The organism is Pseudomonas sp. AG1028, assembly GCF_007993955.1.
GTDB lineage: Bacteria > Pseudomonadota > Gammaproteobacteria > Pseudomonadales > Pseudomonadaceae > Aquipseudomonas > Aquipseudomonas straminea.
In genome coordinates, this window is record NZ_VIVP01000014.1 from 39,550 (window position 1) to 62,896 (window position 23,347).

Here is a 23,347-nt window from a genome sequence, read left to right on the forward strand (position 1 = left end):
CGCGCAGAATATTCAGCCGGCATGATCAGGCCACCTGGGAAGCAGGCTGCTGCGCCAGCAAATGCTTGAGCAGCGCGCGGTAGGCAATGGTGCCGCGACTATTGGCGTCGAACTGCGACGGCGTGAGCCCTGCCCGACTGGCATCACGAAGCCGGGTATCGACGGGAATGTAAGCCTGCCAGAGCTGCTCAGGATAGGTGTGCTTGAGCAGGCGCAGGGTCGACAGCGAGGCTTGAGTACGACGGTCGAACAGCGTCGGCACGATGGTGTACGGCAGCGCCTGCTTGCGCGAGCGGTTGATCATCGTCAGCGTGTTGACCATACGCTCCAAGCCCTTGACCGCGAGGAACTCGGTCTGCACCGGAATTACCAGCTGCTGGCTGGCTGCCAGCGCGTTGACCATCAATACGCCGAGCAGCGGCGGGCTGTCGATCACGGCGTAGTCGAAGTCTTGCCACAACTGTGCCAGGCTCTTGGCAACCACCAGGCCTAAGCCGCTCTGACCCGGCGACTGACGCTCGAGGGTGGCCAGCGCGGTGCTCGATGGCAGCAAAGAAATACGCTCGTGGCTGGTGGGCAGCAGCAGTTGCCTGGGCAGGCCTTCCGGCACGCTGCCCTGATGCTGGAACAGGTCGAAATTGCTGTTTTCCAGAGTGTCCGGGTCATGGCCGAAATAGCTGGTCATCGAGCCGTGGGGGTCGAGGTCGACCACCACCACGCGCTTGCCGGCATCCGCCAACAGGCCTGCCAGTGCGATGCTGGACGTGGTTTTACCCACACCGCCTTTCTGATTGGATACCGCCCACACTCTCATAATTTTCTTCCTCCCGGGGACAGGCCAGGCCCGACCGAGACTAATTGCCCGCTTGACCAGCTGGCGACGGGGAATTGACGGTACCGTTGCCGGGCGCCGTTGCTGCAGGGCCTGTAGCAGGTTGCGTGCCAGCGCGCTGCATGGCGTTATCAGGCTGGGCGTTGGCGCTTCCCGTACCCGTCACACTACGCCGTACATCCAGATTACGCGAGACCACCAGTACCACCCTGCGGTTACGCGCCCTCCCCTCGGCGGTGGCGTTGTCGGCCACCGGTTGGAACTCGCCGTAGCCAACCGCCGCCAATCGCGATGGATCGACCCCATCCATGGCCAGCATGCGCACGATGCTCGCTGCCCGCGCCGCCGACAGTTCCCAGTTGGTGGGGTACTGAGGCGTCTTGATCGGCTGATTATCGGTAAACCCTTCGACATGGATAGGGTTGCCATAAGGCGCCAAGATCTTGGCAATCTTCTCGATGATCTCGAAGGCCTCATCATTGGGCAGCGCATCGCCACTGGGAAACAGCAGCCCGGAACTCAGTTCGATCTCGATCCACAGTTCATTACCGCGCACCTTGAGCTGATCGCTCTGCAACAGACCGCCAAAAGCATCTCGGATGCTGTCGGCGATATTCTGCAGGGTCGAGGCGGCGACCTGTTGCTGCGACGATTCCTCGTCGACCATCGAGCGATCTGGTTCGGTGGTACGCGGGCGTTCGTCGCCTACCGGAATTGGCTTGATCGAGCGATCCGGCTGGTTGAAAACCCCGGTCAGGGTCTGCGAAAGAATCTTGTACTTGCCTTCATTGATCGATGAAATCGAATACATGACCACGAAGAAGGCAAACAGCAGGGTGATGAAATCCGCGTAGGAAACCAGCCAGCGTTCGTGGTTCTCGTGTTCTTCGTGGCGGCGTCGGCGGGCCATGATCAGCTCATGAAGCCTTGCAGCTTCAGCTCGATGGACCGTGGATTTTCGCCTTCACCGATCGACAGGATGCCTTCCAGGAGCATCTCCCGATACGCCGACTGGCGCATGGCGACCGACTTGAGCTTGTTGCCGATGGGCAACAGCAAGAGGTTAGCGATGGCCACACCGTAGATGGTGGCGACGAACGCTACGGCGATGCCGCTGCCCAGCAGGCTGGGGTCAGCCAGGTTACCCATTACGTGGATCAGCCCCATGACCGCACCGATGATGCCGATGGTCGGTGCGTAGCCACCCATGCACTCATAGAACTTGGCAGCCTGGATATCGCGACTTTCCTGGGTATAAAGATCGACTTCGAGAATGCTGCGTATGGCTTCCGGCTCGGCGCCATCGACCAGCAGTTGCAGCCCCTTGCGCGCGTAGGGATCGGGTTCGCCATCGGCGACCGCCTCCAGGCCGAGCAGGCCTTCCTTGCGCGCCGTCATGCTCCAATTAACTACGCGATCAATGCCACCTGCCAGATCGATCTTGGGCGGTACGAAGATCCAGCGCAGGATGCTCACAGCGCGCTTGAACACCGCCACCGGCGTCTGCAGCAGCGCTGCGCCCAGGGTTCCGCCGATCACGATCAGGGCCGCCGGGCCGTTGAGCAGTGCCGAGGCATGACCGCCTTCCAGAAAGTTGCCGCCAAGGATCGCGACGAACGCCAGAATGAAGCCGATCAGGCTCAGCACATCCATCAGAGGCAGGCCTCGACCAGATAGCGACCGATATCATCGAGGGGATACACCGCGTCGGCCAGGTTGGCTTTCACGATGGCCATGGGCATGCCGTAGATCACGCAGCTCGCTTCATCCTGAGCCCAGACCTGACTGCCGCCCTGCTTGAGCAAACGCGCGCCTTCGCGCCCGTCTGCACCCATGCCGGTCAGCACCACGGCCAGCACCTTGTCGTTGTAGGACTTGGCCGCCGAGCCGAAGGTGATATCCACGCACGGCTTGTAGTTCAACCGCTCGTCACCGGGCAGGATACGGATGGTGCCGCGGCCGTCGATCATCATCTGCTTGCCGCCGGGAGCTAGAATGGCCAAGCCGGGACGCAGAATATCGCCGTCCTCGGCTTCCTTGACGTTGATCTTGCAGAGCTTGTCCAGACGCTCGGCAAAAGCCTTGGTAAAAGCGGCCGGCATGTGCTGAATCAGCACGATGGGCGTCGGGAAGTTGGCCGGCAGTTGAGTCAGCACGCGCTGCAGGGCCACCGGGCCGCCGGTGGAGGTGCCGATAGCTACCAGCTTGTAGGCCTTGCGCTTGGGCGCCGCGCTGGACGAGGCGGCATGCCGCTCGGCCGGCGGATGGCTGACGCTCGGCTGCGGGCGCGCAGCTGGAGCCGGCGTGCTCGGCGTGCTGGCAGGTCGGCTCAGGCCTCCGCCGGCAGGCGGCGTCAGGGACGCCGTGCCGATCCCCCGGCGGTTGCTGCGCGAGATGCTATGGACCTTCTCGCACAGCAGTTGCTTGACCTTCTCGGGGTTGCGCGAAATGTCTTCGAAGTTCTTCGGCAGAAAGTCCACCGCACCGGCATCCAGCGCGTCCAGGGTGACGCGAGCGCCTTCATGGGTGAGCGAGGAAAACATCAGAACCGGCGTGGGGCAGCGCTGCATGATGTTGCGCACGGAGGTGATGCCGTCCATTAGCGGCATCTCGTAATCCATGGTGATCACGTCCGGCTTCAGTGCCAGGGCCTGATCGATGGCCTCACGTCCGTTGGTGGCCGTACCGACCACCGTGATGTTTGGGTCCGACGAGAGAATTTCCGAAACCCTGCGGCGGAAAAAACCGGAGTCATCGACTACCAGTACCTTGACAACCATAAACACTCCTAAGCGGCACGGCCGTCGCCGTGCCGCGGACGATCAGAGACGCCGTGCGTAGCGCTTGAGCATGCTGGGCACATCGAGGATCAGCGCGATGCGACCATCACCGGTGATGGTCGCGCCGGACATGCCGGGCGTGCCCTGGAGCATCTTGCCCAGCGGCTTGATCACCACCTCTTCCTGGCCGACCAGCTGATCGACCACGAAGCCGATGCGCTGGTTACCCACGGTGAGAATCACTACATGCCCTTCGCCCTGCTCTTCGTGAGCCGCACTGCTCACCAGCCAGCGCTTGAGGTAGAACAGAGGTAGCGCCTTGTCGCGCACGATCACCACTTCCTGGCCGTCGACCACGTTGGTGCGCGACAGGTCGAGGTGGAAGATCTCGTTGACGTTGACCAGCGGGAAAGCGAACGCCTGGTTGCCGAGCATCACCATCAGCGTCGGCATGATCGCCAGGGTCAGCGGCACCTTGATGACAATCTTCGAGCCCTGCCCCTTCTGGGAGAACACGTTGACCGTGCCGTTGAGCTGGGAAATCTTGGTTTTCACCACGTCCATGCCGACGCCGCGACCAGAGACGTCGGAAATTTCTGTCTTGGTCGAGAAGCCTGGCGCAAAGATCAGGTTGTAGCACTCCAGATCGCTCAGCCGATCGGCGGCATCCTTATCCAGCAGGCCTTTTTCCACGGCCTTGCTGCGCAGGATCTCGGCGTCCATCCCCTTGCCGTCATCGGTGATCATCAGCAGGATGTGGTCGCCTTCCTGCTCGGCGGACAGCACCACGCGCCCGGTCCGAGACTTGCCGGCCGCCTCGCGCTCGTCAGGGCTTTCCACCCCGTGGTCGACGGCGTTGCGCACCAGGTGCACCAGCGGGTCGGCCAGTGCCTCGACGAGGTTCTTGTCCAGGTCGGTCTCTTCACCAACCAGTTCCAGGTTGATCTCTTTCTTGAGCTGGCGTGCTAGATCGCGAACCAGGCGTGGGAAGCGCCCAAAGACCTTCTTGATCGGCTGCATGCGGGTCTTCATGACCGAGGTCTGCAGATCGGCCGTGACAACGTCGAGGTTCGACACCGCCTTGGACATGGCCTCGTCGCCGCTGTTGAGCCCCAGGCGCACCAGGCGGTTACGCACCAGAACCAGTTCGCCGACCATGTTCATGATCTCGTCCAGGCGCGCAGTGTCGACGCGAACGGTAGTCTCCGCTTCGCTGGCCGGTGCGGCGGCCGCCGCAGGTGCAGACGCCGGTTTGCTGGCTTCCGCCTTGGCGGCCGCAGGCGCTGCCTTGCTGGGTTCTGGCTTGGCTGCAGGTGCGGGTGCTGCCTTGGCCGGCTCGGCCTTGGCGGCCGGCGCAGCGGCTTTGGCAGGTTGCGGGGCAGGAGCCGGTTTTGCAGCAGGCGCAACGGCCGCGGCCGGCGCTACGGCAGGCGCGACTAACTGACCCTTGCCATGTAGTTGATCGAGCAGCGCTTCGAATTCGTCATCGGTGATTTCATCGCCCGGCGCTGCCGAGGCCGGTTCGCTGGAAGCGGCTACCGGTGCCGCCGCCGACGCAACGGCAGGCGCAGCGAACTGGCCCTTGCCATGCAACTGGTCGAGCAGCGCTTCGAATTCATCATCGGTGATCTCATCGCCAGGCGTTGCGGCAGCGGCAGGCTCAGCAGGCGCTGCAGCCACCGGTTCCACGGCAGGCGCACTGAACTGGCCCTTGCCGTGCAACTGATCGAGCAGCGACTCGAATTCGTCATCAGTGATCTCGTCAGCCGCCGTGGCGGGCTGCGCCGGCGCTTCGTCGCCCAGTGCATCGAGCAATTGCTCGAATTCGCTGTCAGAGATATCTGCTGAAGGCTGTGCCGCTGCCACCTCGGGCTCCGCAGGCGCGACAGCAACCGGTTCAGGTTCAGCCGCGACCTCGACTGCTGCGGGTGCAGGCTCGGCACCAGCGGGCTCAGCCAGACGCGCTAGCGCGGCCAGCAGCTCCGGCGAAGCCGGCGTCAGCTCCACGCGCTCGCGCACTTCGGCGAACATACCGTTGACGGCGTCCAGTGCTTCGAGCACCACGTCCATCAGTTCGGCGTCCACACGACGCTCGCCTTTGCGCAGGATATCGAACACGTTCTCGGCAATGTGGCAGCACTCGACCAGCTCGTTGAGCTGCAAGAAACCGGCACCACCTTTTACCGTGTGAAACCCTCGAAAGATCGCATTGAGCAGATTCATATCGTCCGGGCGGCTTTCCAGCTCCACCAACTGCTCGGACAATTGCTCAAGAATTTCGCCGGCCTCTACCAGGAAATCCTGGAGGATTTCTTCATCGGCGCCGAAGCTCATATGACGTGCTCCTAAAAACCCAGACTGGACAGCAGATCGTCGACGTCGTCTTGGTTAGAGGCGACATCATCACGCTTATCGGCATGAATCTGCGGACCTTCACCGCGGGACGGATTTTTTTCTTTGTTTTGCTCGGCACGCAACTGTTCGTGGTTGTGATCGATACCGGCAAAGCGATCGACCTGACTGGCCATGAGCACCAGTTTCAGTAGATTGCTCTCGACCTCGGTCACCAATTGCGTAACGCGCTTGATCACCTGACCGGTCAGATCCTGGAAATCCTGCGCCAGCAGAATGTCATTCAAATGCTCCGATAGCTTGCTGGTGTCGCGCTGGCTGCGCGACAGAAACAGCTCGATACGCTTGGCGAGCTCACGGAACGCCTCGGCGCTCATCTCGCGGCGCATGAAGCGGCCCCAGTCCTCGGCGAGCGAATCGGCTTCACTACTCAGGTCATTGACCAGCGGCGCGCTCTGCTCGACCAGATCCATGGTGCGATTGGCCGCACGCTCGGTCATGGTCACCACGTAGTTCAGGCGCTCGGTGGCGTCGGAAATCTGCGAGATTTCCTTGGCGTGGGGCACCCGGGGATCGAGCTGAAAATTGACGATAGCGTTATGCAGCTCACGGGTGAGCTTGCCGACTTCGAGGTAAAGCCCCCGGTCGCGCGCCTTGTTCAATTCATTGATCAGCTGTACGGCTTCGCCAAAGTTTCCTTGCTCGAGGCTGTCGACCAGTTGGCGGGCATTGCTTTTCAGGGTCGACTCGAGGTCAACCTCGTTGGAGTCATCGTGTTCCATAACAACCTCGCGGCAGACATCAGCCGTTAACTCGCTCGAAGATTTTTTCGATCTTTTCCTTGAGCACCTGAGCGGTGAAGGGCTTGACTACGTAGCCATTCACACCGGCTTGTGCGGCCTCGATGATCTGATCGCGCTTGGCTTCCGCCGTCACCATGAGCACCGGCAACTGCTTGAGTCGCTCGTCGGCACGCACGGCGCGCAGCAGATCGATACCGGTCATGCCCGGCATGTTCCAGTCGGTTACCAGAAAATCGAAATTGCCGCTCTGCAGCATGGGCAGCGCGGTTACCCCGTCATCAGCCTCTGCCGTATTGGTGAACCCCAGATCACGCAAGAGGTTCTTGATGATCCGTCGCATCGTCGAGAAATCATCGACGATGAGGATTTTCATGTTCTTGTCCAAGTCGACCTCCGTACAGTCCTAAAACGCCTACACCTTGTGCAGCGCTTATTAATCGTGAAACCGGCCTGGCTGAACGCCGCAAACCATTGCGCTCGGCTTTGCTGCGTTCACTGTGTGCCCCGCCCTGCTGTGCTGCATTTACCACAAGGGCTGGCTCGACCAACTCCAGTCCCTGCACAAATTCCTATGCGCGCCACTCCCCCAACCGCGCCCGTAAGCGCGCGGCACACTGACTATGCAGTTGGCTGACCCGCGATTCACTCACCCCCAGCACCTCGCCGATTTCCTTGAGGTTCAATTCCTCGTCGTAGTACAGCGACAACACCAGCCGCTCACGTTCCGGCAGATTACTGATGGCATCGGCCAATGCAGCCTGGAAACGACTGTCTTCCAGTTCATGCGAAGGCCCGTGATGCAGGGAACTCGTGTCTTCCTGCAGACCGCCGTTATCGCCTTCCTGCAAGAGGTCGTCGAAACTGAACAGGCGGCTGCCCAAAGTGTCGCCAAGAATGCCGTAGTAATCTTCGAGACTCAATTGGAGTTCGGCAGCAACCTCGTGATCTTTAGCGTCACGACCGGTTCTGGCCTCAATTTTTCGTATTGCATCGCTGACCATGCGGCTGTTGCGGTGCACCGAACGCGGCGCCCAGTCGCCCTTGCGTACCTCATCGAGCATGGCGCCGCGGATGCGGATACCGGCAAAGGTCTCGAAACTGGCGCCCTTGCCGGCATCGTACTTACGCGACGCCTCGAGCAGACCGATCATGCCGGCCTGGATCAAGTCGTCGACCTGTACGTTGGCGGGCAGACGGGCCAGCAGGTGGTAGGCGATGCGTTTTACCAGCGGCGCGTGGCGCTCGATCAACTGATGCTGTGAATCTCGTGCTTGTGCCTTGCTGTACATTCGGAGTCCAGAGGCTGTCGTCATACAGCCGTGTCTGCAGTCGGTTGTTGCACCAAGCGCTCCACGAAAAATTCCAGATGGCCACGCGGGTTGGCCGGCAAGGGCCATGCATCGACCTTCTGGGCAATCGCCTTGAACGCCAGCGCGCACTTCGAACGAGGGAACGCCTCATACACCGCACGCTGTTTCTGTACGGCCTTGCGAACCGATTCGTCGTACGGCACCGCGCCCACGTATTGCAGCGCGACGTCCAGGAAACGGTCGGTCACTTTAGTCAGCTTAGCAAAGAGATTGCGGCCTTCCTGGGGGCTGTGCGCCATGTTGGCGAGGACCCGGAAACGGTTCATGCCGTGGTCGCGATTGAGTAGCTTGATCAGCGCGTAGGCATCGGTAATGGACGTCGGTTCGTCGCACACCACCACCAGCACTTCCTGGGCCGCGCGCACGAAGCTGACCACTGAGTCACCAATACCGGCAGCGGTATCGACGATGAGCACGTCAAGGTTCTCGCTGATGTCGCTGAAGGCCTGGATCAGGCCGGCGTGCTGCATGGGCGTAAGCTGCACCATCGCTTGAGTACCGGAGGCGGCGGGCACGATACGAATGCCGCCAGGCCCCTGCAGCACCACATCACGCAGGTCGCACTCGCCGTCGATCACGTCAGCCAGGGTGCGCTTGGCGGTAAGACCAAGCAGCACGTCCACGTTGGCAAGGCCCAGGTCGGCGTCCATGAGCATAACGCGCCGACCAAGGTCGGCCAGTGCCAGCGACAAGTTCACCGACACATTGGTCTTGCCAACGCCGCCTTTGCCGCCAGTCACCGCGATCACCTGTACGGGATGCATACCCATGTTATCTACACACCTTATTCTGACTTCACTGTGGGCCCTGGGGCCATTGTGCGCTGTCGCGGCGAGCACGACCAGCGCGTCACCGTATTCAATCCGTTCAACCGGCCTGTCTGGCAGGGTTCTGATAGAGCCCTGCGAACATATCGGCCATGGTGTCTTCGCTCGGCTCGTCCGGCGCCTGCAGACCGACAGCGCGACTGACCAACTGATGGCTGCGCGGCACGTGTACGTCATCCGGGATGCGCGGGCCATCTGCCAAGTAGGCTACCGGCAGACGATGGCCAATAGCCAGCCCCAATACCTCACCCATGCTGGTAGCCTCATCCAGTTTACTCAGAATGCAGCCCGCCAGCCCACAGCGCTTGTAGCTGTGATAGGCCGCCTTGAGAACCTGCGCCTGGCTAGTGGCGGCCAGCACCAGGTAATTGCGTGCGTTGACGCCGCGGCTGGCCAGCGCCTCAAGCTGCATGCGCAGCGCCGGATCATTGGCGGGCAGGCCAGCGGTGTCGATCAGCACCACACGCTTGCGGGCCAGCGGTACGAGCGCCTGGGTCAGCGACTGACCCGGATCGACCTGGGTCACCGAGACGCCAAGAATCCGGCCCAGGGTCTTTAGCTGTTCCTGAGCGCCGATACGGTAGCTGTCCATGCTCACCAGCGCGATGCTGGCCGCGCCATACTTGAGAACGTAGCGCGCGGCCAGCTTGGCCAGGGTGGTGGTCTTGCCCATGCCGGCGGGGCCGACCAGCGCGATCACGCCGCCCTCTTCCATCGGCTCCTGCTTGGGCGTCTGAATCGAATGGGCAAGGTGCGCCAGCACCATGCGCCAGGCTTTGCGCTGATCGGCAATCGAGGCGACCCGCTCGAGCAACACGCGCGACAGCTCTGCTGGTACGCCCATACGCTGCAGACGGCGCCACAGTGTGGCCTGCTGCGGGCGGCGGCTCTGCATCTGCCCCCACGCCATCGAGCCCATCTGCATTTCGATCAGCTCACGCAGGCCATGCAGCTCGGAGCGCATGGAATCCAGCGCCGACTGATCGACTGCCGCCGCAACCGGCTTCTGCTGTTGACGCTTGAGCACGGCATCCAGGCTGTCGGCAGGCGGCGTGGCAGCTGCCGCGCCAAACAGCTGACGGTCCTTGCCGGCATCGGCCTGGGTACGCATGGTCAGCTCGGCATGGGCCGACGCTATCTTCGACTGGGTCTTGCGCAACTCGGCTTCCAGCGCCGGGTTGGCCTGACGTGCTGGCACAGGCGGAGCCTGATAATCGAGTGCAGCCGTCAATTCCACGCCACCGGCCACACGGCGGTTGGCGATGATGGTCGCATCGGCGCCCAGCTCATCTCGAACCAGCTTCATGGCTTGGCGCATATCGGCAGCGAAAAAGCGTTTGACCTGCATGGCCCGTACCCTCGATTAGTTCTGCCCCACCGTCGCAACGATGGTGACCTGCTTGTTGTCCGGAATTTCCTGGTACGCCAGAACATGCATGCTCGGGACGGCCAACCGGGCGAAACGCGAGAGCATTCCCCGAACCGGCCCGGCCGCCAGCAGAATCACTGGCTTGCCAAGCATCTCCTGACGCTGCGCTGCTTCCACCAGGGAACGCTGCAGCTTCTCCGCCATACCAGGTTCGAGGAGGATGCCATCCTCGGAGCCCTGACCGGCCTTCTGAAGACTGTTTAGCAATATCTGTTCCAACCTTGGCTCAAGGGTGATCACAGGCAGCTCCGGCTCTAGTCCCACGATGTTTTGCACGATTGCACGAGACAGCGCGACGCGAACTGCCGCGACCATGGCGGCGGGATCTTGACTCCTTGGCGCGACGTTGGCGATGGCTTCAGCGATGGTGCGAATGTCACGCACTGGCACCTGCTCCTGCAGCAGCGCCTGCAGCACCTTGAGCAGGGTCGACAGGGAAATCAGCCCGGGCACCAGCTCTTCGGCGAGCTTGGGCGAGCTTTTCGCCAGCAATTGCATCAATTGCTGGACCTCCTCGTGACCCAGCAGCTCGTGGGCGTGCTTGTGCAGGATCTGATTGAGGTGAGTGGCCACCACGGTGCTAGCGTCCACCACGGTGTAGCCGAGTGATTGCGCCTGGTCGCGCTGACCCGGATCGATCCACACGGCTTCAAGTCCGAACGCCGGATCTCTGGCGGCCACCCCGTTGAGGGTGCCGAACACCTGACCGGGGTTGATCGCCAGCTCGCGATCCGGGTAGACCTCGGCTTCAGCGACACTGACGCCCATCAGCGTCAGGCGATAAGCGTTGGGCTGTAGATCCAGGTTGTCGCGGATATGCACCGACGGCATCAGAAACCCCATCTCTTGGGAAAGCTTCTTGCGTACGCCCTTGATGCGCGCCAGCAACTGGCCACCCTGATTGCGGTCGACCAGCGGAATCAGCCGGTAGCCAACTTCCAGGCCGACCATGTCCACTGGCACCACGTCGTCCCAGCCCAGTTCCTTGACCTCCTGGGCGCGCTGGGCCGGCAACAGCTCCTGTTGGCGCTGCACTTCGATGACTTCGGCTTCCTTGACCTTGCGCTGCTTGTTGGCGATCCAGTAGGCCGCGCCAGCCGCCACCAGCCCGAGGCTGATGAACGACATGTGCGGCATGCCGGGCACCAGGCCCATGGCGATCATGATGGCGGCGGAGACGGCCAGCGCACGCGGCGAGGCGAACATCTGGCGGTTGACCTGGGCGCCCATGTCCTCGGCGCTGGAGACGCGGGTCACCATGATGGCGGCGGCGGTGGACAGCAGCAGCGAGGGGATCTGCGCGACCAGGCCGTCACCGATGGTCAACAGGGTGTAGATACGGCCAGCATCGCCGAAGCTCAGGCCGTGCTGCAGCATGCCGATGGCCATGCCGCCGATGAGGTTGATGAACAGGATCAGCAGGCCGGCGACGGCGTCGCCGCGCACGAACTTGCTGGCACCGTCCATGGAACCGTAGAAATCGGCTTCCTGGGCCACTTCGCTGCGGCGCTTCTTGGCTTCCACCTGATCGATCAGGCCAGCATTGAGGTCGGCATCGATGGCCATCTGCTTACCGGGCATGGCGTCCAGGGTAAAGCGCGCACTCACCTCGGAGATACGCCCGGCCCCCTTGGTGACGACCACAAAGTTAATGATCATGAGGATCGCGAACACCACGATACCGACCACGTAGTTGCCGCCGATCACCACCTCACCGAAGGCCTGGATCACCTTGCCCGCAGCGTCGTGACCGTCCTGGCCATGCAGCAACACAACGCGCGTCGACGCCACGTTGAGCGCCAGGCGCAACAACGTCGCAGCCAGCAGGATGGTCGGGAACACGGCGAAATCCAGCGGCCGCAGTGCGTAGATCGCCACCAGCAACACGACGATCGACAGCGCGATGCTGAAGGTAAACAGCACGTCGAGCAGAAACGGCGGGATCGGCAGCATGACCATGGCGAGCATGACCAGCAGCAACAGCGGAATGCCGAGATTGCCGTTGCGCAGCCCCGACAGGTTGCTGCGAACGTTGCCAATCATCTGTGCGCGATCTACTGCCACGTGTTTACCCCGACTGATTCAATCTTTTGACGTCCAGAACGCCTTTGCGCTCGGTATTGCAAGAACCTTTCCAACTCCTCGAAATGCCCGTCATAGAAGGCGTCTGAAGACTTTTACGAGAGCGCTGGCGACGAAAACACGAACCCCGGCGGCCAAGCCCAGTCACAGCCTGTGAACGCTGGATTCAAACCACCAAGGAGAACACCATGAAACGCTGGATGATGGCCGCACTGGCCAGTTGCTTCGCGGCCGGCCTGCAGGCGGCCGACAAGACGGTCGAACTCAATGCTGTGGATGCCAATGGCGTCGGCAGCTCGGTAGGCAAGGTGGTGATCAGCCAGAGCCCTTATGGCGTGGTGTTCACGCCTGAGCTGCATGATCTGGAACCTGGAATTCACGGCTTCCACGTACACGGCAAACCCAGCTGCGAGCCGGCGCCCAAGGATGGCAAACCATCGGCAGCCGAAGCCGCTGGCGGCCACTGGGATCCGAAAAACACCGGCAAACACGACCTGCCATGGGGCGACGGCCATATGGGCGATCTCCCTGCTCTACTGGTGACCGCTGACGGCAAGGCCAGCCAGCCGGTATTGGCGCCGCGCATCAAGAGCGTGGACGAGCTCAAGGGCCTTTCTCTGATGGTCCATGCCGGCGGCGACAACCATGCCGATCATCCCAAGCCTCTGGGCGGCGGCGGCGCACGCGTCGCCTGCGGCGTGATCGAGTAACGGGCTGGGCGCAGTCTGCCAGATGCAGGCTGCGCTCACTCATTCGTCGCGGCGCAGATCAGGCGGGATTGGCAGATCCTTGAGCGGCGCCGGACGCTTGCCCTTGCCGGCCTGGAACTGGCGAATCTGATAGACGTACGCCAGCACCTGCGCGACGGCGAGGTAAAGACCGGCAGGGATTTCCTGATCGAGCTCGGTGGTGTGATAGATCGAGCGCGCCAACGCCGGCGACTCCAGTATCAGCACATTGTGCTCGGTGGCGATCTCGCGGATTTTCAACGCAGTGAAGTCGCCGCCCTTGGCCAGTAACATGGGCGCCTGGCCGGTTTGCGGGTCATATTTCAGAGCCACTGCGAAGTGGGTCGGGTTGGTAATCACCACGTCGGCCTGGGGGACGGCCTGCATCATGCGCTGCTGAGTCATCTGGTGCTGCAGCTGGCGGATGCGCTGCTTGACCTCGGGTTTACCCTCGCTGTCCTTGTACTCGTCCTTGACCTCCTGCTTGGTCATCATCAGCTTTTGCTTGTTGTCCCAGAGCTGGAACGGCACATCCACGGCAGCGATCAGGATCAGCCCGAACGACATCCACAACGCGCTCCAGCCGACGACTTGCGCCGAGTGCATAATGGCCGATTCGATCGGTTCGTTGGCGATCGCCAACAGATCAGCGCGGTCCTTCGACAGCACCACCAGCGCCACCAGCAGGATGACGATGAACTTGGCCAATGCCTTGAGCAGCTCGATCAACGCCTTCATCGAGAACATGCGTTTGAGCCCGGAGAGCGGGTTCATGCGGCTGAACTTGGGCGCCATGGCCTTGGCCGAGAACAGCCAGCCACCTAGGGCGATGGGCCCTACGATGGACATCACCAGCAGCACGACCAGCAGCGGCAACAGCGCATCGAGTGCCAGCTGCCCGGAGGCGGCCAGCCACAGCGCCATATTGCGCTCATCCATCAGGATCTCGCGTGGCAGCGAAAAGTTGCCGCGCATGATTTCCAGCATGGCATTGCCGATCGAGCCACCGGTGGCCAGCAGCCCGCCAGTGCCGGCCAGCATGATGGCGAAGGTATTGAGCTCCTTGGAGCGGGCGATCTGCCCTTTTTCACGAGATTCCCGGCGGCGTTTCTCCGTGGGTTCCTCGCTCTTGTCGGCACCGCTGTCCGACTCGGCCATCAGCGGGCCCTCGCCAGTTCACGCAACATGATCAGCGCCTCGCTCGCGATGGCCTGATAATGCGCCAGGATGTCAGCTAGAGAAATCCATACGATCACCATGCCTAGCACTAAGGTGAGCGGGAAACCGATGGAGAAGATGTTCAGTTGCGGCGCGGCGCGGGTCATCACCCCGAAGGCGATGTTCACCACCAACAATGCGGTAACGGCCGGTAGCACCAGGATCAGCGCGGCGCCCATTACCCAGCCGAGCTTTGTGGCCAGCTCCCAGTAGTGCTCGACCTGCAGGCCGGAGCCCGGCGGCAGGGTCACGAAACTCTCGGCCAGTACCTCGAACACCACCAGATGCCCGTTCATGGCCAGGAACAGCAGGGTCACCAGCATGGTGAAGTACTGGCCGATCACCGGCACCGAAATGCCGTTGGCCGGATCGACCATGGAGGCGAAGCCCAGGCCCATCTGCATGGCGAGAATCTGCCCGGCGACCACGAAGACGTGAAACAGCAGCTGCAGCACGAAGCCGAGCATCACGCCAACGAGAATTTCCTGTGCGATCAGCATGAAGGCCTGCAGGCTGATCGAATCGACCTGCGGCATCGGCGGCAAGGTGGGCACGATGACCACACTGATGGCGAGCGCGAGGTACAGACGCACCCGAGTGGGGACCAACTGCGTGCCGATGATCGGCATGACCATCAGCAAGGCGCCGATGCGAAACAGCGGCAGCAGGAAGCTGCTGACCCAGCTGCCGATCTGCGCATCGCTCAGCTCGAACATCGAATCAGCCGATCAGCTGCGGAATGTTCATGATCAGGTTCTGCGTGTACTCCATCAGTTGCTGCACCATCCACGGCCCGGCAACGATAAGGGTCAGCAGCATCACCAGCAGGCGCGGCAGAAAGCTCAGGGTCTGTTCGTTGATCTGGGTAGCGGCCTGGAACATCGCCACCAACAGGCCCACCAGCAGGCTGGGCATGACCAACAGCCCGACCATCAGGGAGATCAGCCAGAGTCCCTCACGGAACAGATCGACTGCAACTTCAGGGGTCATGTGAGCCTCGCTACAAGGTGCCGAAACTGCTGGCTAGGGTGCCCATGATCAGCGCCCAACCGTCGATCAGCACGAACAGCATGATCTTGAACGGCAGGGAAATGATCAGCGGCGACAGCATCATCATGCCCATGGCCATGAGGATACTGGCCACCACCATATCGATGATCAGAAACGGGATGAAGATCATGAAGCCGATCTGGAACGCGGTCTTGAGCTCCGAAGTCACGAAGGCCGGCACCAGGATGGTCAGCGGCGCCGCTTCCGGCGTGGCGATGTCGGTACGCTTGGACAGACGCACGAACAGTTCCAGATCGCTCTCGCGGGTCTGCGCCAGCATGAAATTCTTGATCGGCACCTCGGCCCGCTCGATGGCCTGCTGCGCCGGCAGTTGCTGATTCAGATAAGGCTGCAAGGCCTCGCGGTTAATCTGGTCGAACACCGGCGCCATGATGAACATGGTCAGAAACAGCGCCAGGCCGATGAGGATCTGGTTGGACGGCGTCTGCTGCAAACCCATGGCCTGACGCAGGATCGAGAACACGATGATGATCCGCGTGAAGCTGGTCATCAGCATCAGGAACGCCGGGATAAAACTCAGCGCCGTCATGATCAGCAGGATCTGCAGGCTGACCGAGTATTCCTGCTGCCCGTCGGCGTCGGTGCTCAGGGTGATCGCCGGAATCGACAGCGGATTGCTGCCCTGCTGGATCAATGGGCTGGGCGATGATGGTTCCTGAGCGAAGGCCAGCGAAGTCCCCAGCGCGAACACCAGCACAAGCAGAAGTCGCAACATCAGGACTTGTCCTTCTGGTCCTTGCCCAGCAGTTCCATGAGGCGCTGGGAGAATTCGGTGGATGCCGGCTCGGCATCAGGCAGGTGAACCGGCTCGCCCATCACGTGCAGCGAGTTGATGCGCCCAGGTGTGAGGCCTAGCAGAATCTGCTCGTTGCCGACCTGCACCAGCACCAACCGATCACGGGGGCTCAGCGCCTGAGTGGCGACGATCTTGATCACCTTGCCATTGTTGGGGCCCAGACGCTGCACGCGGCGCATCATCCAGGCGAGCAGGAAGATCAGGCCAATCACCAGTAGCAGGCCAATCACCAGTTGCGCCAACTGACCGGCGATACCGCCGCTGGCGGCAGGCGCCTGGGCAGCAGGTTCGGCGGCGAAGGCGAAGCACGGCAGCGCAAGGAGTGCGAGCAGGAGTCTGTTCATGGCGTCAGCGCAGCTTCTTGATGCGTTCGCTGGGGCTGATCACGTCGGTCAGGCGAATGCCGAACTTCTCGTTGACCACCACCACTTCGCCATGGGCAATCAGGGTGCCATTGACCAGCACATCGAGCGGCTCGCCGGCCAGGCGATCGAGCTCGATCACCGAGCCCTGGTTGAGCTGCAGCAGGTTGCGAATGGTGATGTCGGCATTGCCCACTTCCATGGAAATGGACACCGGAATATCCAGGATCACATCGAGATTCGGGCCTTCCAGGTTAACCGGATTGTTGACCTTGGGCATGCTGCCGAATTCTTCCATCGGCGCACGGGGCGCCGACGGCTGGCTGGCCGCACTGGCGGCCAGCATCGCGTCGATATCGTCCTGCCCGCCTGCATCTCCGGACTCGGATAGCGCGGCCGCCCACTCATCGGCGAGCGCTTGTTCTTCGGGGCTGGTTTGTTCGTTCTCGTCTGCCATCGTTCAACCTCGGCTGGCGTTTATCGGCTTGGCTACGCACAGGGCGCGGCGGAAATAGTGGGCTAGCGGTGACGATCAACCGGATCGAGTACCTGTAGCGAGAGGTTGCCCTTATGCGAACCGAGCTTGACCTTGAAGGACGGCACGCCGTTGGCGCGCAGAATCATATGCTCGGGCAGCTCTACGGGAATCACGTCGCCGGGCTGCATGTGCAGGATGTCGCGCACCTTGAGCTGACGGCGCGCAACTGTGGCGCTCAAAGGAACGCTGACATCGAGAATGTCTTCGCGCAGGGCCTTGACCCAGCGTTCATCCTGATCGTCCACGTCGGACTGGAAGCCGGCGTCGAGCATCTCGCGAATCGGCTCGATCATCGAATAAGGCATGGTCACGTGCAGATCACCGCCACCGCCATCGAGTTCGATGTGAAAAGTCGACACCACGATGACTTCGCTGGGGCTGACGATGTTGGCCAGGGCAGGATTGACCTCGGAGCCGACGTACTCGAAGTTGATGTCCATTACCGCCGCCCAGGCTTCACGCAGGTCGACGAAGGCCTGATCGAGCACCATGCGCACAACACGCAGTTCGGTGGGGGTGAATTCACGCCCTTCGATCTTGGCGTGACGGCCGTCGCCGCCAAAGAAGTTATCGACCAGCTTGAACACCAGTTTGGCGTCCAGAATGAACAGGCCGGTTCCGCGCAACGGCTTCATTTTCACCAGGTTGAGGCTGGTAGGCACGTACAGGGAATGCACGTACTCGCCGAACTTCATCACCTGCACGCCACCAACCGCCACATCGGCCGAGCGGCGCAGCAGGTTGAACATGCTGATGCGGGTATAACGGGCGAAACGCTCGTTGATCATCTCCAGGGTCGGCATGCGCCCGCGCACGATGCGATCCTGGCTGGTCAGGTCATATTGCTTGACGCTGCCGGGCTCGACGAACTCCTCGGTTTCCACCAGGCCATCGTCGACGCCGTGCAGCAGCGCATCGATCTCGTCCTGGGACAGCAGGTCTTGTACAGCCATTAGCGAACTCCCGCCCTATTGCAACACGAGGTTGGTGAACAGCACCTGCTCGACAGCCACCTTGCCGGTTTCCTTCTCGGCCACTTGCTGCACGCTGGCGGTCGCCTGCTGGCGCAGCATTTCCTTGCCAACCGGGGTGATCAGGCTGGCGAAATCCTGGCTGGAAAACAGCATCACCAGGTTGTTGCGCAACACCGGCATATTTACTTTGAGCGCGTCCATGGCTGCCTGGTCGCGCCCCATCAGCGCAACGCTGACCTGCATGTAGCGCGGCTTGCCGTTCTGGGTGAAATTGACCACGAAGGCCGGCGTCAGCTCTTCGTAGATTGCCGGCTGCTTGACGGGCGCGGCGTTCTCGGCCTGCGCATGCTCGGCCTCTGGCTTGGCGTTGTCCTTGCTGAGAAAGAACCAGGTGCCGCCGATCGAGGCGCCCACGGCCAGCAACAGGGCCAATACGATGGCGATGATGAGCTTGAGCTTGCCTGGCGGCTTGCTGCCTGCTTCGGGAGCAGCGGCGGGAGGCGCGTTCTTCTTTGCCATGCCAAAAATCCGTCACGGAGCGGAGAACCCTCCGCTTTCAATGGGTTAAGAGCAAGTGTTATGCCAGCTCATAGATGCGGCTGCAATCACCGAGCACGCCATGTTACGCGAAAGCGTGATGCCTGACCCGACTCGCAGCGCGCCTTAAAACGCAAATCACCCTGCCGATATATCGAGCAGGGTGATTCGAAGTCTAGAACAGCCGCCACAAAGCGGCGTCGTCAGGCGTAATAGTCGACCATACCGCGACCAGCGCCCTGAGCCGGGTCGCGGATCTCGACACTACCGATCACCCGCTCCTCGCCCTCGCCACTCGCGCTCCCTTCATCGACCATACGACTACCGCGGCCACGGCCATCGCCTTCCTGCCCCTGCCAGGCACGGCCCTGGGACTGGTCGGAAACGTTGACGTCTGCCAGGTTCATGCCCTGCTGGGTGAACATCTCGCGCAGCCGATGCATCTGGCCTTCCAAGGCCTCGCGCACGCTGGGGTGTGCACTGGCGAAGCTGATCTGGGTCTGATCCTGATTGAGGCTGATGCGAACGTCGAGACGCCCGAGCTCGGCGGGATCAAGCTGAATCTCCGCGGACTTGAGGTTTTGGCTGGACATCCACATCACCTTGTCCACCACACCCTCGCTAAAGCCAGCTTGTTGCATGGCCAGCGGCTGGCCAGGCACCACGGGCGCCCGACCGACCTGAGCGGTCTGCTGACCAATTGCCTGACTCAGCGCGCTGAGCTTGCTGACGAATTGTTCGGGCGGGGTGTCGGCCGAACTCTCCTTAAGCGCTTCCAGCCCTTCGGTGCTGAGTTCGAAAGACGGCAACGGCGTCGTTTCGCTGGATTCACCTTCCATAGCGCTGCTCTTCACGCCCATTGCAGCCATGGCACTGGCGAACGCCTGGCCGCTGCTGGCCGATGATGAGGTCGCCGCGCCGCCTGGCGTGGCGGTGGATTGGGCAGCGGCTTTCTCCTGAGCGCCGACCTCAAGCGCCAATTGCACGGCAGGCTGCTGGTTTAGTGCGTCGATTTCCGGATCGAAGCTGGCCTCGGTCATGGCAGCCGGGGCAGAGCCGATCAGACTGGGCGATACATCAACAGCCGGCGCAGCCTCGGGCTGCTCTTCGAGTACCTCGGCTTGTGGCTCAGGCTGGAACAGGCCCAGCAGCATCAGCGGATCGACAGCGCCCTCTTCGAGTTTAGGTTCTTCGGGCAAATCCTTGCCGCTATCGGCAACCACTGGCTCGGCGGCAACGGCCGCTGCCGGATCGCTGGCGCTTGCCTGGGGGTCGGCCTTGCCGTCGCGTGCTGACTTGGTGGCAGCGTCCTGACGCTCGGCGGCCTTGGCCTGACGCTCCTTGGCGTAGACCTGGGAGAAGCTGGAACTCTCCTGCTTACGCGGTTGCGCGGCGCTCTGCGGGGCATTGGCCGGCGCAGCCTTCGGCTTGGGGGCAGCCGCAGGGGTCAGCAAAAGATCTGGGGCAACGGGCATGAACGCTCTCCGCTTGAATAATGGCGTATACCTTGGCAAAGCAAAGGTCGGGCCAATTATTCCCAATAGCGATCAGGCGGCAGGAAACCTCTGACGTTCGGACTTCAGCAGAATGCGCAGAATGGCGAACTCGCGTTGGATACGCGCAACCAGTTGCGCCGACTCGTCCAGTTCGCCACGGCGGGCCAGCTCCTCAAGCTCCCGGCAGGACTCGGCCAAGGCTCTGGCGCCCATATTGCTGCAACTGCCCTTGAAACTGTGGGCGGCGCGGCGCATCTCGACGGCGTCCTGGTGCTTCTCAGCCAGATGCAGCAGGCGCAGGCGTTCCTCGGAGTCCGTCATGAAGGTATCCAGCAACACCGGATACTCATCCTCCATGATCTCCTGCAGGGAATTGAGTACATCACGATCAAGATGATTGTCGGACACCCTAGACTCCAGGCCGGCCTCGAATGACGGTACGTCATTACGCGAGCCCGCTGGGGTCGCGCGCGAAAGCCGGGATTATGCCTGCGTGGTCCAGGAAAACTCCACACTGACCCGACGTCCGTCAGGCGACCACTCGCAACGCTCGCTGAACTGTCGGATCAACGCCATGCCACGCCCGCTGAAGCCACCGGCAGTGTGCTCGCGAGCAAGTACCTCCGCAGGATCGAAGCCCACGCCGCTGTCCTCGACACTCAGTGTCAGACGCCCACCACCCGGCTGCTGAGTCACATCGAAGACTACACTGACGCAGCCATCCTGCAGACTGTCGAGCCGCTCGGCACGCAACCGATAATATTCGGCGAAACCTGCCGCATCACGCTTGAGCGAAGAATCCAGCCCCAGCACACCATGTTCCAGCGCATTGGTATACAGCTCGCACAGCACGCTGTAGAGATTGCCGCCGCTGCCGCGCAATCCAGGCACTTCGAGCAGCAACTGCAACAGATGGGGCAACGGATAATAGTCGCGCAGGGTGGGGCCGCGGAAATCATAGCGTGCCGACCAACTCTCAGGGCCGCTCTGGGACTCACTCGCCGCTAACGGCGGTCGGCTGACTGCACTCTCCTGGACCATCGTCACTTCGACCAGGCTGACATCGTCGCGGGCTTCACCGTGGAATGCTTGCAGGGCCTGTTGAATATCGGCGAACAGCCGCGACGGGTCGTGACTGGCATCCAGCACGCCAAGTAGGCGCTGCTCTCCGAAGAGCTCGTCATGCTCGTTCTGCGCCTCGAGCACACCGTCAGAAAGCAGAAAGACCCGGTCGCCCAGCTCCAGCGAATAGGACTCGTAGCCGTCACGAAAACTGTCCGGGTCGAGCACCCCCAAAGGTAAGTGATGCGACACCAGCGGTACCCGCTCACCACCCTTGCGCAGTACATAACCGGCGGGCAAGCCACCGCCCCAAAAATCGACCATGCGCCGGCGAAAGCTAATGTTCAAAAGCGTTGCACAGCAGAACACGCCGCGAGGCAAAATGCGGCGTAGCTTGGCGTTGCCTTCGTGGAGAATCTCCACCAGCGAGTGCCCCTTGCCAGTCATGCGGTAGAACACTTCCGCCAGCGGCATGGCACCAATCGCCGCCGGCAGGCCGTGACCGGTGAAGTCCCCAAGCAGTACGTGCATGTCGCCGCTGGGATGAAAGGCAGCCAGCAGCAGATCGCCATTGAACAGCGCATACGGCGATTGCATATAGCGCACATTGCCAGCGCCCAGACAGCCGGAGTGAGCCACCTTGTCAAAAACAGCCTTGGCGACCAGTTGCTCGTTCTGCAAGTGCTCGTTGTGTCGGGCGATCTGGTCGCGCTGACGCAACACCTCCTGATGAAGGCGCCGCAACCGATCCATGGCGTTGATTTTAGCTTCGAGGATCACCCGACTGTAGGGCTTGGCGAGAAAATCATCGCCGCCCGCCTCCAGGCAACTGGCCAGAGCCTCCTCCTCGCTCAGTGAGGTCAGAAAAATGATCGGCACCATAGCCTCGCCCGCCATGGCCTTGATCCGCTTGGCGGCTTCGAAGCCATCCATCAGCGGCATCAGCGCGTCCATCAGCACCAGCTGTGGGCGCTGCGATTCGAATAGCGCCACCGCTTCCAGGCCATTGGCGGCGGCCAGCACCCGATGCCCCTGGCGACCTACGATGGTCGACAGCAGCATGCGGTCGGTGGCGCTGTCCTCGGCGATCAGGATGGTGAGCGGTGAGGCCTTCATAGCGCCTCAGTCGATCTGGAAAAGCTGTTCGAAGTTGGAGATGGAGAGAATCTTGCGCACATCGGCATTGCAGTTGAGCAGCCGAATCTGCGCACGGTCGCCACCGGCATGGTCACGCAGCAGCAGCAACATGCCGAGCGCCGAGCTGTCGAGGTAGGTGGTTCCCTTGAGGTCGACCGCGTAACGTTTGGGGCGGATATCGACACGCTCGTAGGCGCGGCGAAATTCCTGATGGGCGCCAAAATCGAAGCGACCTTGAATGGTGATGGTCAACTCTTGCCCGTCTTCCGAGGGCAGCGAGGTGATGGGCATGAAACACTCCTTGATATCCGGGATACCCGCAGCCCGCTAAGGCGAGCCAACCTGGCCGAGGCTGCTCTGGCGAGCAGCCGATAGCTTGTTGACCCGTATGGTGACGCGGTGTCTCACCTGTTTTTCCTGGCCCTGCCCAGCCCGCACTCCGGCGCACTGAATGTCGGCAATAGAAGATTTAGCACTAGCCTGCGTCAGCGGCAACCATCATTCCAGGGAATCACGTCGTGGTATGCGTTGGGACAGCTCATCGAGCAGCTTCTGCTCGCGCTTATCCTCGGCCAGACGCGCCTCGTCCAGATAGCGCTGCACCAGTTTGCGCAGCCCTTCGAGCCGCGCATAGCGCTGTTGCCAGACGTCACGAACCTTGTCCACGTTGTTGCGATGCCAATTCACCGCCTGCTGCTGCTGGGCAATAGCCACGTCGAGCTGTGACAGGAAGCGCTGGTAGTTCATCAACCATTGGCCAGAGACCCCGCGCTGGCCCTCGCCCATCCATTGCTGCTGATAGCCCTGCAGGTATCGATCCAATTCGGCCAATTTGCTCTGTGCCTGCCCCAACAGCCCCTGAGCACGGCCAAGCTGCAGCGCCGCCTCGCGCTCGGCCTTCTCGGCCATGTTGACTACCGGCGCCAGGCGCGCCGCTCGGCTGTTGGCCACAG

General features: G+C 61.8%; 25 protein-coding genes. 1 reads left to right on the plus strand and 24 read right to left on the minus strand.

The features are described from left to right. Nucleotides 1-25: 25 nt before the first annotated feature. The 11 genes from FB481_RS21335 to flhA all read right to left on the minus strand — a co-directional run bounded on the left by FB481_RS21335 (nt 26) and on the right by flhA (nt 12,436). Nucleotides 26-814, minus strand: a complete 789-nt coding sequence (locus tag FB481_RS21335) for a ParA family protein (RefSeq protein WP_147177684.1) — start codon at nt 812-814, stop codon at nt 26-28. A 40-nt stretch (nt 815-854) separates the two neighbouring features. Further along, nucleotides 855-1,742 (minus strand): flagellar motor protein MotD, encoded by an 888-nt coding sequence (gene motD, locus FB481_RS21340; protein WP_147177686.1) that lies wholly within the window; start codon nt 1,740-1,742, stop codon nt 855-857. Nucleotides 1,743-1,744: 2 nt separating this feature from the next. Next, nucleotides 1,745-2,485, minus strand: coding sequence for a flagellar motor protein (locus FB481_RS21345; RefSeq protein WP_147177688.1), 741 nt, complete (start codon nt 2,483-2,485; stop codon nt 1,745-1,747). Beyond that, nucleotides 2,485-3,612: a chemotaxis response regulator protein-glutamate methylesterase gene (locus FB481_RS21350; protein ID WP_147177690.1), complete on the minus strand. Its 1,128-nt coding sequence runs from the start codon at nt 3,610-3,612 to the stop codon at nt 2,485-2,487. Before FB481_RS21350 ends, FB481_RS21345 begins: the two co-directional genes overlap by 1 nt. Before the next feature lie 42 nt (nt 3,613-3,654). After that, on the minus strand, nt 3,655-5,946 hold the full coding sequence (locus FB481_RS21355) for a chemotaxis protein CheA (RefSeq protein WP_147177692.1): 2,292 nt from the start codon (nt 5,944-5,946) through the stop codon (nt 3,655-3,657). Between the two features lie 11 nt (nt 5,947-5,957). Then, complete coding sequence (locus FB481_RS21360) at nt 5,958-6,746, minus strand: protein phosphatase CheZ (RefSeq protein ID WP_093503458.1); 789 nt, start codon at nt 6,744-6,746, stop codon at nt 5,958-5,960. 19 nt (nt 6,747-6,765) lie between these two features. Beyond that, entirely contained in the window at nt 6,766-7,140 is a 375-nt protein-coding gene (locus FB481_RS21365; RefSeq protein WP_013791048.1) for a chemotaxis response regulator CheY, read from the minus strand. A 196-nt stretch (nt 7,141-7,336) separates the two neighbouring features. Then, nucleotides 7,337-8,080, minus strand: coding sequence for an RNA polymerase sigma factor FliA (fliA, locus tag FB481_RS21370; RefSeq protein WP_147177810.1), 744 nt, complete (start codon nt 8,078-8,080; stop codon nt 7,337-7,339). Further along, a complete protein-coding gene (gene fleN, locus FB481_RS21375; protein WP_178109916.1) occupies nt 8,077-8,907 on the minus strand; it encodes a flagellar synthesis regulator FleN in 831 nt (276 codons plus the stop codon). The genes fliA and fleN overlap by 4 nt, the downstream gene beginning before the upstream one ends. Nucleotides 8,908-9,004: 97 nt before the next feature. Beyond that, nucleotides 9,005-10,312 carry a flagellar biosynthesis protein FlhF gene (flhF, locus tag FB481_RS21380; protein ID WP_093503454.1) on the minus strand — a complete coding sequence of 436 codons (1,308 nt, stop codon included), beginning with the start codon at nt 10,310-10,312 and terminating at the stop codon, nt 9,005-9,007. A 15-nt stretch (nt 10,313-10,327) separates the two neighbouring features. Beyond that, complete coding sequence (gene flhA, locus FB481_RS21385) at nt 10,328-12,436, minus strand: flagellar biosynthesis protein FlhA (protein ID WP_093503452.1); 2,109 nt, start codon at nt 12,434-12,436, stop codon at nt 10,328-10,330. 227 nt (nt 12,437-12,663) lie between these two features. On the opposite strand from flhA, the gene sodC reads away from it, so the two are divergent. Then, nucleotides 12,664-13,185: a superoxide dismutase family protein gene (gene sodC / locus FB481_RS21390; protein ID WP_147177694.1), complete on the plus strand. Its 522-nt coding sequence runs from the start codon at nt 12,664-12,666 to the stop codon at nt 13,183-13,185. A 39-nt stretch (nt 13,186-13,224) separates the two neighbouring features. On the opposite strand, the gene flhB is transcribed toward sodC, so the two are convergent. From flhB to fliJ, 13 genes are all read right to left on the minus strand, one after another. Beyond that, nucleotides 13,225-14,361, minus strand: coding sequence for a flagellar biosynthesis protein FlhB (gene flhB / locus FB481_RS21395; protein ID WP_147177696.1), 1,137 nt, complete (start codon nt 14,359-14,361; stop codon nt 13,225-13,227). Continuing rightward, entirely contained in the window at nt 14,361-15,137 is a 777-nt protein-coding gene (fliR, locus tag FB481_RS21400; RefSeq protein WP_093503446.1) for a flagellar biosynthetic protein FliR, read from the minus strand. The genes flhB and fliR overlap by 1 nt, the downstream gene beginning before the upstream one ends. Before the next feature lie 4 nt (nt 15,138-15,141). Next, nucleotides 15,142-15,411, minus strand: a complete 270-nt coding sequence (fliQ, locus tag FB481_RS21405; RefSeq protein WP_013791040.1) for a flagellar biosynthesis protein FliQ — start codon at nt 15,409-15,411, stop codon at nt 15,142-15,144. 10 nt (nt 15,412-15,421) lie between these two features. Continuing rightward, entirely contained in the window at nt 15,422-16,207 is a 786-nt protein-coding gene (fliP, locus tag FB481_RS21410; RefSeq protein WP_093503444.1) for a flagellar type III secretion system pore protein FliP, read from the minus strand. Further along, nucleotides 16,207-16,632 (minus strand): flagellar biosynthetic protein FliO, encoded by a 426-nt coding sequence (fliO, locus tag FB481_RS21415; protein ID WP_093503442.1) that lies wholly within the window; start codon nt 16,630-16,632, stop codon nt 16,207-16,209. The genes fliP and fliO overlap by 1 nt, the downstream gene beginning before the upstream one ends. A gap of 4 nt (nt 16,633-16,636) precedes the next feature. Further along, nucleotides 16,637-17,107: a flagellar motor switch protein FliN gene (fliN, locus tag FB481_RS21420; protein ID WP_093503440.1), complete on the minus strand. Its 471-nt coding sequence runs from the start codon at nt 17,105-17,107 to the stop codon at nt 16,637-16,639. Nucleotides 17,108-17,169: 62 nt separating this feature from the next. Continuing rightward, on the minus strand, nt 17,170-18,141 hold the full coding sequence (fliM, locus tag FB481_RS21425) for a flagellar motor switch protein FliM (protein ID WP_073268173.1): 972 nt from the start codon (nt 18,139-18,141) through the stop codon (nt 17,170-17,172). A 15-nt stretch (nt 18,142-18,156) separates the two neighbouring features. After that, on the minus strand, nt 18,157-18,681 hold the full coding sequence (gene fliL, locus FB481_RS21430; RefSeq protein ID WP_093503438.1) for a flagellar basal body-associated protein FliL: 525 nt from the start codon (nt 18,679-18,681) through the stop codon (nt 18,157-18,159). Nucleotides 18,682-18,902: 221 nt separating this feature from the next. Further along, entirely contained in the window at nt 18,903-20,174 is a 1,272-nt protein-coding gene (locus tag FB481_RS21435) for a flagellar hook-length control protein FliK (protein WP_147177698.1), read from the minus strand. Nucleotides 20,175-20,246: 72 nt separating this feature from the next. Beyond that, on the minus strand, nt 20,247-20,603 hold the full coding sequence (locus tag FB481_RS21440) for an Hpt domain-containing protein (protein WP_093503434.1): 357 nt from the start codon (nt 20,601-20,603) through the stop codon (nt 20,247-20,249). A gap of 75 nt (nt 20,604-20,678) precedes the next feature. Continuing rightward, nucleotides 20,679-22,373: a fused response regulator/phosphatase gene (locus FB481_RS21445; RefSeq protein WP_093503432.1), complete on the minus strand. Its 1,695-nt coding sequence runs from the start codon at nt 22,371-22,373 to the stop codon at nt 20,679-20,681. A 6-nt stretch (nt 22,374-22,379) separates the two neighbouring features. Continuing rightward, on the minus strand, nt 22,380-22,685 hold the full coding sequence (locus FB481_RS21450; RefSeq protein WP_147177700.1) for an STAS domain-containing protein: 306 nt from the start codon (nt 22,683-22,685) through the stop codon (nt 22,380-22,382). 207 nt (nt 22,686-22,892) lie between these two features. After that, nucleotides 22,893-23,345 (minus strand): flagellar export protein FliJ, encoded by a 453-nt coding sequence (gene fliJ / locus FB481_RS21455; protein WP_147177702.1) that lies wholly within the window; start codon nt 23,343-23,345, stop codon nt 22,893-22,895. Nucleotides 23,346-23,347: the final 2 nt, after the last annotated feature.